At 68.8% G+C, this 8251-nt stretch carries 8 protein-coding genes and 1 pseudogene; 5 read left to right on the top strand and 4 right to left on the bottom strand.

Going from position 1 to position 8251, the window contains the following annotated elements; all coding sequences use genetic code 11:
- Nucleotides 1-1086: DEAD/DEAH box helicase (locus tag HB724_RS19880; protein ID WP_213982689.1), on the bottom strand; the 1086-nt coding region annotated here is incomplete at its 3' end.
- A gap of 56 nt (nt 1087-1142) precedes the next feature.
- Here HB724_RS19880 and HB724_RS19875 point away from each other — a divergent pair.
- Nucleotides 1143-1361 carry a hypothetical protein gene (locus tag HB724_RS19875; RefSeq protein ID WP_213982688.1) on the top strand — a complete coding sequence of 73 codons (219 nt, stop codon included), beginning with the start codon at nt 1143-1145 and terminating at the stop codon, nt 1359-1361.
- A 6-nt stretch (nt 1362-1367) separates the two neighbouring features.
- Here the strand turns inward: HB724_RS19875 and HB724_RS19870 are convergent, their stop codons facing one another.
- A complete protein-coding gene (locus HB724_RS19870; RefSeq protein ID WP_213982687.1) occupies nt 1368-2381 on the bottom strand; it encodes a polyprenyl synthetase family protein in 1014 nt (337 codons plus the stop codon).
- Between the two features lie 96 nt (nt 2382-2477).
- Between HB724_RS19870 and HB724_RS19865 the strand changes: the two genes are divergently transcribed.
- The 4 genes from HB724_RS19865 to HB724_RS19850 are packed head-to-tail and all read left to right on the top strand — an operon-like array spanning nt 2478 to nt 6487.
- Nucleotides 2478-2774 (top strand): chorismate mutase, encoded by a 297-nt coding sequence (locus tag HB724_RS19865; RefSeq protein ID WP_213982686.1) that lies wholly within the window; start codon nt 2478-2480, stop codon nt 2772-2774.
- Nucleotides 2775-2808: 34 nt separating this feature from the next.
- Nucleotides 2809-3924, top strand: coding sequence for a glycosidase (locus HB724_RS19860; RefSeq protein ID WP_213982685.1), 1116 nt, complete (start codon nt 2809-2811; stop codon nt 3922-3924).
- Nucleotides 3921-5486: an alpha-amylase family glycosyl hydrolase gene (locus HB724_RS19855; protein WP_213982684.1), complete on the top strand. Its 1566-nt coding sequence runs from the start codon at nt 3921-3923 to the stop codon at nt 5484-5486. Before HB724_RS19860 ends, HB724_RS19855 begins: the two co-directional genes overlap by 4 nt.
- Nucleotides 5483-6487: a glycosyltransferase family 4 protein gene (locus tag HB724_RS19850; protein WP_213982683.1), complete on the top strand. Its 1005-nt coding sequence runs from the start codon at nt 5483-5485 to the stop codon at nt 6485-6487. The genes HB724_RS19855 and HB724_RS19850 overlap by 4 nt, the downstream gene beginning before the upstream one ends.
- Before the next feature lie 178 nt (nt 6488-6665).
- Here HB724_RS19850 and HB724_RS19845 read toward each other — a convergent pair whose 3' ends face one another.
- Together HB724_RS19845 and HB724_RS19840 are read right to left on the bottom strand one after the other, a co-directional pair.
- Complete coding sequence (locus tag HB724_RS19845) at nt 6666-7142, bottom strand: hypothetical protein (protein ID WP_213982682.1); 477 nt, start codon at nt 7140-7142, stop codon at nt 6666-6668.
- A 50-nt stretch (nt 7143-7192) separates the two neighbouring features.
- Nucleotides 7193-8251: pseudogene (locus HB724_RS19840) on the bottom strand (chromosome segregation protein); the annotation flags it as partial.

Below are 8251 nucleotides of genomic sequence, written 5' to 3'. Positions count from 1 at the left end.
GGGCGGGGGGCGGGGGGAAAAAGCGCGGCCCGCAGTACGGGGGGCTCCGAGCGGCGGCGCGCCGGGGGCTCGGCCCCTTCCCCCAGCCGGGAGGGGGCGCCCCGGCCCGGGGGGGGGGGGACGGCCGGGCGGCGGGGTGCCGGGGGCCTGGCTGGCCCGCTCGGTCACCAGCCGCGTCATCCCCGCGGCGCGGTCGTAGCGCGGACGCCGGGCGAGTCCCGAATCGACCACCACGCGGATGCCGTCGAGCGTCAGCGACGTCTCAGCGATCGAGGTGGCGAGAACGAGCTTGCGCCGCCCCTCGGGATCGGGGGCGATCGCGGCGCGCTGGGCCTGGGGTTCCAGGCTGCCGTGGAGCCGGTGGAGGACGATGCCGGGCACATCCGCCAGTCGTTCGGCGGTGCGCTCGATCTCGGCGACGCCCGGCAGGAAGGCGAGCACGCCGCCCGTCTCCTCGCGCAGCGCGGTGCGAATCGCGGAGGCCATCGAATCCTCGATCCGCGCCTCGGCGGCGCGGCCGATATGGCGCAGCGTCAGCGGATAGCTGCGCCCTTCGCTCTCGATCACCGGCGCGCGCCCCATCAGCGCCGAGAAGCGCGCGCCGTCGAGCGTGGCGGACATCGCGACCAGCCGCAGGTCGGGCCGCAGCGCCGCCTGGGCGTCGAGCGCAAGCGCCAGCCCGAAATCGCTGTCGAGGCTGCGCTCATGCACTTCGTCGAACAGCACGCACGCGACGCCGGCAAGCTCGGGATCGGCCTGGATACGATTGACGAAGATTCCCTCGGTGACGACCGTGACCCGCGTCTCGGCCGAGCGCCTGCTGTCGAGCCGCGTCGCATAGCCGAAGGTCTTGCCGACGCTTTCCCGGGCAAGCGCCGCCATCCGCTCGCCGGCAGCCCGCGCGGCGAGGCGGCGGGGGGAGAGGAGCAGCACTTCGCCCTCGCACCAGCCCTCGGTCAGCAGCGCGGGCGCGACCGCCGTCGTCTTGCCCGCGCCCGGCGGCGCGACCAGCACGGCGTTGCTCCCCGTCCGCAATGCGGCGAGCAGATCGGGCAGGACAACGTGGATCGGCAGAACATCGGTCATCGGGCTGCAACCAATTGCCGGAGCCGGGGTTTGGCGCAAGCGAAGGAGCACCCGACATGGCACGTACCCTGGCACAATTCATCATCACGCCCGACAGCGACGGCGACTACACACTCCAGCTGGAGGACGATGAGGGCGAGACGATCGAATTCACCGCGAGCTATGCGCAGCTCGACCTGATCGTCGAGGCGATCGAGGACGTGCTCGACACCGATGAGGACGACGCGCTGGGCGCCGATGCGGACGAGGACGAAGCGGAGGACGCCGAGGAATAGCGGGCGCTAATAAGCGCGCGCCACCGCGAACTCGACGGCTTCGATCATCGCATCCTTCGCCGCGCCCGGTGCGAAGCCGCCCAGCGCGTCGATCGCGCGCTGGCCGTAATGGCGGGCGCGGGCGAGCGTGTCGTCCACCGCGCGGCTGCTGCGCACCAGCCGGATCGCCTCGGCGAAATCCTCGTCGCGCGTGCGGCGGCCGCCAATGGCCTCCTTCCAGAAGGCGCGCTCGTCGTCATTGCCGCGGGCATAGGCCAGGATGACGGGCAGCGTCATCTTGCCCTCGCGGAAATCGTCGCCGGCGTCCTTGCCCATGGTGCTCGCGTCGGAAATATAGTCGATCGCGTCGTCCACGAGCTGGAAGGCGACGCCCAGGTTGCGGCCATAGGCGTCGAGCGCGGCTTCCTCGGCCTCCGAACGCTCGGCCACCACCGCGGCGATGCGGCAGGCGGCGGCGAACAGCGCGGCGGTCTTGGCGCCGATGATGTCGAGATAGCGCTCCTCGGTGATGTCGAGGCGGCGGACGGCGGTGAGCTGGTTGACCTCGCCCTCGGCGATCACGGCCGATGCGTTGCTGAGGATCTTCAGCACCTTCAGGCTGCCGTCCTCGACCATCAGCTCGAACGAGCGGCTGAACAGGAAATCGCCGACCAGCACGCTGGCGGGATTGCCCCAGATGATGTTGGCGGTGCGGCGGCCGCGGCGCAGGTCGGACGAATCGACCACGTCGTCATGGAGCAGCGTCGCGGTGTGGATGAACTCCACGGCGGCGGCCAGCCGGTGGTGCCGCGTGCCCGGATAGCCGAGCAGCTGCGCGCTCGCGAGCGTCAGCATCGGCCGCATCCGCTTGCCGCCGCCGGCGATCAGGTGGCCGGCAAGCTCCGGGATCAGCGGAATGTCCGATTGCATGCGATCGAGGATGACCGCGTTAACCAGGTTCATGTCGTGCGCGACGAGCGCCATCATCGGATCGAGAGAAGGCTCCCCGCGCGAGCCCAGGCGGTGGATGGTGGCGCTCATTGCGCGCGCTCTGGCCTGTGCGCCGCACAAAGGCAAGAGCATGGGCTTGCAAGGGCGCGTGCCGCAGGCGAAAGGGGCGCGAGGGAGACCGGAATTTTGCCCGACGAGACGCTGCAACGCTATCGCCAGAGCATCGACAATATCGATGCCGCACTGGTCTTTCTGCTCGCCGAGCGGTTCAAGGTGACCCAGGCGGTGGGCCGCTACAAGGCCGAGACCGGCCTGCCGCCCGCCGATCCGGGCCGCGAGGAGGCGCAGATCGCGCGGCTGCGGGCGCTGGCCAAGGACGCCGATCTCGATCCGGAATTCTCGGAGAAGTTCCTGCGCTTCATCATCGACGAGGTGATCCGTCATCACCAGCAGGCGCGCCAGGCCGGAACCGCGGGCGCCTGATGCCGTTCGGTCCCCGGCAGCAAAGGGGGATGGTTTGGCCGACGATTATCTGATCTTCCGTCCCGACGACGTGGATCTGGCGCGCTCGCCGCTCCGGCGCGGCGTGGACGAGCCGACCTATGTGCTGGGCGCGTTCAACCCCGGCTTCGCGCGGCTGCCGAACGGCAATCTGGTGATGATGGTGCGGATTGCGGAGGCGTTGCGCGATCCCGTTGCCGCAGATTGCGCGCGCGCGATCCGCTGGACGCCCCAGGGCTATGTGCTCGACGCGCATCCGCTGGCGGGCGTCGACATGGGCGATCCGCGGCAATTCGCGCTCAAGGACCGCAATCCGCGCCTGCTGGGGCTGACCTCGCTTTCCTGGCTGCTGCCGGTGGAGCTGAGCCCCGATGCGCGCGCGATCGTGGCGGTGCATTACGACAGGGCGGTCGCGCCCTCGGCGAGCTTCCTCGAATATGGCGTGGAGGATGCGCGGATCACGCGGATCGACGGCATCTATTGGATGACGGTGTGCGGCGTCTCCGCCGAGCGGCATTGCACGGCGATGTACCGCTCCGCCAACGGCCTCGATTACGAACTGCTCGGTGTGGTGCTCGATCACCAGAACAAGGACGTGATCCTGTTCGAGGGGAAGGTGGCGGGCAAGTTCCTGGCGCTCACCCGCCCGCTGGGCGAGGTCTATTTCGCCTACCCCGAGGATTCGCCCTGGCTCGGCGGCCCGTCGATCAACATCGCGCAGTCGCCGGACGGGCTGCACTGGAAGCCGCTCGACGCGCCGGGATTGCGCGCGCGGAAAGGCTCGACCTCGAACCAGCGGATCGGCGGCGGCAGCCAGCCGGTGCTGACCGATGCGGGCTGGCTGCTGATCTATCACGGCGTCGAGAAAAGGGACACGGTGGGCATCTATCGCAGCTTCTGGGCGCTGCTCGATCCCGACGATCCCACGAAGATACTCCGGCAGGAGGATGGCGATCCGGTGCTGGAGGCGAATCCGGCGCTGACGGCGGACATCGCCCACCAGATGTATCTGCCGACGCCGGTGGTGTTCACCACCGGGCTGGTCGACGCCGGCGATCATTATATCGTAGCCTCGGGCGAGGCGGACCTCGCCTGCCGCATCACCCATCTCCCGAAGGAGCGGTTCCGGTGAGCGCCTGGTGGCAATCGGCGGTGATCTATCAGGTCTATCCGCGCTCCTTCCAGGATTCGAACGGCGACGGGATCGGTGACCTGAGGGGCATCGAGCAGCGGCTCGACACGCTCAAGGAACTCGGCGTCGACGCGATCTGGATCTCGCCGATCTTTCCCAGCCCACAAGCGGATTTCGGCTATGACGTGGCCGATTATCGCGGCGTCGATCCGCGCTTCGGCACGCTGGAGGATTTCGATTCGCTGCTCGCGGCGGCGCATGCGCGGGGCCTGAAGCTGCTGCTCGATTTCGTGCCCAACCACACCTCCAGCGAGCATCCCTGGTTCCTGGAAAGCCGCTCCTCGCGCGATAACCCCAAACGCGACTGGTATCTGTGGCGCGATGCCAGGCCGGACGGCGGCCCGCCCAACAACTGGATCAGCGATTTCGGCGGCTCGGCCTGGGAATGGGACGAAGCCACCGGCCAATATTATTACCATGCCTTCCTGAAGGAGCAGCCCGACCTCAACTGGCGCAACCCGGAAGTGCGCATCGCGATGCTGGACGTGCTGCGCTTCTGGTTCGCGCGCGGCGTCGACGGCTTCCGGATCGACGTGCTGTGGCACATGGTGAAGCACCAGGATTTCCCGGACAATCCCGCGAACGACGAATGGCGGGAAGGCTGGCCGGAATATATGGCCGTCCACCAGCTTCATTCGACCGACCAGCCCGAGGTCCACGACATCGCCGCCGAGATGCGCGCCATCGCCGACGATTTCGGCGCGCGTGTGCTCATCGGCGAGATCTACCTGCCGGTGCCCCGGCTGGTGCGCTATTACGGCAGCGCCGAGCGGCCGGGCGTGCATCTGCCCTTCAACTTCCAGCTGATCGGCGCGGAGTGGAATGCGCCATCGCTGGCCAGGATGATCGCCGACTATGAAGGCGCGCTGCCGTGCGGCGGCTGGCCGAACTGGGTGCTCGGCAACCATGATCGCCCGCGCATCGCGACGCGGGTGGGCGAGGCGCAGGCGCGGGTGGCGATGATGCTGCTCCTGACGCTCCGGGGCACGCCGACGCTCTATTATGGCGACGAGCTCGGCCTGGCCGATGTCGCGATCCCCGCGGATCGCATCCAGGATCCGCGCGAGCTGAACGAGCCGGGGATCGGCATGGGTCGCGATCCGGTGCGCACGCCGATGGCCTGGGATGCGAGCGCCCATGCCGGCTTCTCCAGCGGCGAGCCGTGGCTGCCGCTCCATGACGACTGGACCACGCGCAACGTCGCGGCGGAACGGGACGATCCGCGCTCGATGTGGCGCCTCACCCAGGCGCTGCTGGCGCTCCGCCACGCGCGACCGGCGCTGGCGACCGGTGACTGGCACGCGATCGAAGCCGGCGGCGACTTGCTCGCCTATGAGCGCCGGCTGGGCGACGAGCGGCTGGTCGTGGTGCTCAATCTTGGCGACAGGCCGCAGAATTTCGCTATCCCCGAATGGGCCGAGGGGCTCTCGGTGCTGCTCGCCGCCCGGAGCGGCGATGATCCTGCCCTGCTGGGGCCGAACGAAGGCTATATCCTGGGATGAAGATCGCGATGCTGGCGCCGATCGCCTGGCGCACGCCGCCCAGGCATTACGGCCCCTGGGAATTGGTGACGAGCCTGCTCACCGAGGCGCTGGTCGCGCGCGGTGTCGATGTCACGCTGTTCGCGACGCAGGATTCGATCACCACGGGCAAGCTCGCCGGCGTGGTCCCGCGCGGCTACGCGGAAGACCCGTCGATCGACGCCAAGGTCTGGGAATATGCCCATCTCGCGCACATCTTCGAGCGGGCGGGCGCGTTCGACCTGATCCACAACCAGGCCGATTTCCCGGCGCATGCCTTCGCCAATCTGGTGCCGACGCCGATGGTGACGACGATCCACGGCTTTTCCTCCGAACGCATCCTGCCGATGTACAAGCCCTATGAAGACCGCGTGCATTTCGTCGCGATCAGCGAGGCGGACCGGCATCCCTCGCTCAAATATGCCGCGACGATCCATCACGGCATCCGCCTGGCGGAATTCCCGTTCGAGCCGGACGGCGGCGAAAGCCTGCTGTTCTTCGGCCGGATGCACCCCGACAAGGGCGCCGCCGAGGCGATCACCGTGGCCAGGGCGACCGGGCGTCGGCTCGATCTCTACGGCATCGTCCAGGACCAGGGCTATTTCGAGCGCGAGGTCGCCCCGCATCTGGACGACCGCATTGTCTACCACGGCCCGGTCGGCGGCGAGGAGCGGCTGCGCGCACTGGGCAAGGCACGCGCGCTGCTCCACCTCATCAATTTCGACGAACCGTTCGGGCTCTCGGTGATCGAGGCGATGGCCTGCGGCACGCCCGTCATCGCGATCAATCGCGGCAGCATGCCGGAACTGATCGAGGACGGCGTCACCGGCCTGCTGGTGGAATCGGCCGATAAGGCAGTCGCGGCGGTCGACCGGATCGGTGCGATCGACCGCCGCGACTGCCGCAGGGCGGTCGAGGCGCGTTTCTCGGTGGAGGCGATGGCGGACAAATATATCGCGCTCTACCGACGCATCCTCGGTTAGAGCCGACCACCATTTAGAGTGGAAGAGCCACGGCCCCCAAAATTCCTACCGTCACCCCGGCCTTGTGCCGGGGTCCACTCTTCCACAAGCGAGCCCCTCACGACTCAAAGCGGCTCACCCAGCCTCCCGGTGGACCCCGGCACAAGGCCGGGGTGACGAATGGAGTATTCGACCCGCCCTAAAGCGCCGGCTTACACCGCCTCGTCTGGTACACCCCGCGCAGGAAGCCGCGCCGCGCGAAGCCCGCATCGATCGCCGCATTGAGCTCGCGCTGCGCCGATGCCGCGCCGCTGACTTCGCGGACGATGCCGCGGAACGGCACGATCAGCCCGGCCACGGTGTCGCCGGTCACCTTGATCTTGCGGCTCTTCTTGCGGTCCACCCGCCCTTCGTAATCCGGCCCCAGCGCCGCGCTGAGATCGGCAACCGCCGCGGCAATGCGCGCGCATTTGGAAAGCCCGTCCAGGCTATAGGGGTTGGCGGCGGCCCGCTGGAGGACCGGCGGAACCTTGGTCTTCACGGCGCCCACATCCCGCGCGGGCTGCGTGGCGATCTCGCCGGCGCGCTCGGTGGTCGTCTGCTTCTGGTCCTGGGCATAAGCGGGCGCCGCGACGGCAATCGCCAGGGCCAGTCCGATCGGTGTGATGAATCGCATCGCATTTCCTCCCGTTTCCGCCGGACCGGGCGGATTTGAATGGGATGGGCCTACTCCGCTGCGAGCAAACTCTCCGCGCCGCCCAGGTCCACCGACACCAATCGGCTGACCCCACGCTCGACCATGGTAACACCAAATAGCCGGTGCATGCGGCTCATTGTTGCGGCATTGTGCGTGACGATCAGATAGCGCGTCGCCGTCTCGCGCGTCATCGCCTCCAGCAGGTCGCAGAAACGGTCGATATTCGCATCGTCCAGCGGCGCATCGACTTCGTCGAGCACGCAGATCGGCGCAGGATTGGTGAGGAACAGCGCGAAGATCAGCGCGACCGCCGTTAGCGCCTGCTCGCCGCCCGAAAGCAGCGTCAGCGACTGGAGCTTCTTGCCCGGCGGCTGCGCCATGATCTCCAGCCCGGCTTCGAGCGGATCGTCCGAATCGATCAGCTCCAGATGCGCCTGCCCGCCGTTGAACAGCGTGGAGAAGAGCCGGCGGAAATGCTGGTCGACTGCCTCGAACGCGGCGAGCAGCCGCTGGCGGCCCTCGCGGTTGAGCGTGCCGATCGATCCACGTAGCCGGTTCACGGCCTGGGCGAGCTCATCGCGCTCCCTGGCATTGCCGGTATAGGCCGCCTCCAGCTCCGCCAGCTCGCTTTCGGCGACCAGGTTGACCGGCCCGATCCGCTCGCGCTCGGCGATCAGCTTGTCATGGGTAGCCGATTCCTCCTGCGGATTGCGCACCGATTCCGGCTCGAAGCCCGCCCGTTCGGGAAGCAAGGGCGGCGGGCATTCGAAGCGCTCGCCCGAAAGCCGGCCCATCTCGATGCGTCGCATCTCCTGGTTCTCGGCGCGGGCAAGCGCGCCGGCGCGGGCCTCGCGGGCCTGGGCGAGCGTTTCATTGGCGGCGCGGACATCGCCCTCGGTGGCGCGCAACGCCGCCTCGGCGCCCTGCCCGCCGGCCTGGCCGGCGGCGGTTTCGGCGCGAGCGGCCTCGGTCTCGGCCTCGGCCCCTGCGACTTCCGCCCCCAGCCCGGCCGGCCGCCCGGCCCGGCCCCCCCCCTCTGCGGCCGGCCCCCCCCCCCCCTTTTCCTTCCCCCCCCCCCCCCCCCCAGC

The sequence above is a fragment of the Sphingomonas sp. dw_22 genome, assembly GCF_018449795.1.
Taxonomy (GTDB): Bacteria; Pseudomonadota; Alphaproteobacteria; order Sphingomonadales; family Sphingomonadaceae; genus Sphingomonas.
The sequence above is the reverse complement of the archived record's forward strand: the minus strand, read 5'-3'. Positions and strand labels throughout refer to the sequence as shown.

Bases quoted from the DNA above. Each gene is read 5' to 3' on its own strand.
- HB724_RS19875 (WP_213982688.1), top strand. From the start codon at position 1,143: ATGGCACGTACCCTGGCACAATTCATCATCACGCCCGACAGCGACGGC.
- HB724_RS19870 (WP_213982687.1), bottom strand. From the start codon at position 2,381: ATGAGCGCCACCATCCACCGCCTGGGCTCGCGCGGGGAGCCTTCTCTC.
- HB724_RS19850 (WP_213982683.1), top strand. From the start codon at position 5,483: ATGAAGATCGCGATGCTGGCGCCGATCGCCTGGCGCACGCCGCCCAGG.
- HB724_RS19845 (WP_213982682.1), bottom strand. From the start codon at position 7,142: ATGCGATTCATCACACCGATCGGACTGGCCCTGGCGATTGCCGTCGCG.